This window comes from Pseudoalteromonas sp. T1lg122 (genome assembly GCF_002964825.1).
In the GTDB taxonomy this organism is placed as follows: Bacteria; Pseudomonadota; Gammaproteobacteria; order Enterobacterales; family Alteromonadaceae; genus Pseudoalteromonas; species Pseudoalteromonas gelatinilytica.
Window position 1 is genome coordinate 1 of the sequence record NZ_PQCG01000039.1, and the last position, 358, is coordinate 358.

3 tRNA genes are annotated in these 358 nt (G+C 53.9%); all 3 read right to left on the reverse strand.

What is annotated here, in order from left to right:
- Window positions 1–83, reverse strand: a tRNA-Leu gene (locus C2M33_RS21050).
- 35 nt (window positions 84–118) lie between these two features.
- Window positions 119–192 (reverse strand) — tRNA-Cys (locus C2M33_RS21055).
- Between the two features lie 18 nt (window positions 193–210).
- Window positions 211–286: transfer RNA gene (locus C2M33_RS21060), tRNA-Gly, on the reverse strand.
- Window positions 287–358: the final 72 nt, after the last annotated feature.

Sequence of the window (358 nt, forward strand, 5' to 3'; positions counted from 1 at the left end):
GCCCGGGGCCGGACTTGAACCGGCACGCTGTTACCAGCGAGGGATTTTAAATCCCTTGTGTCTACCAATTCCACCACCCGGGCATCGGGTCGCTCGTAAGAGCATGTGGAGTATTATATGGAGGCGGAACCCGGAGTCGAACCGAGGTAGACGGATTTGCAATCCGCTGCATAGCCACTCTGCCATTCCGCCTTATCGCTTCCAAATAATTGGAGCGGCACACGAGGCTCGAACTCGTGACCTCAACCTTGGCAAGGTTGCGCTCTACCAACTGAGCTAGTGCCGCAAATTTGTTTCTGTCAGTAATTTGTCCGTTGGTGCACAACCTTGCGGTTGCGATGATAACGTTCTGGCAACT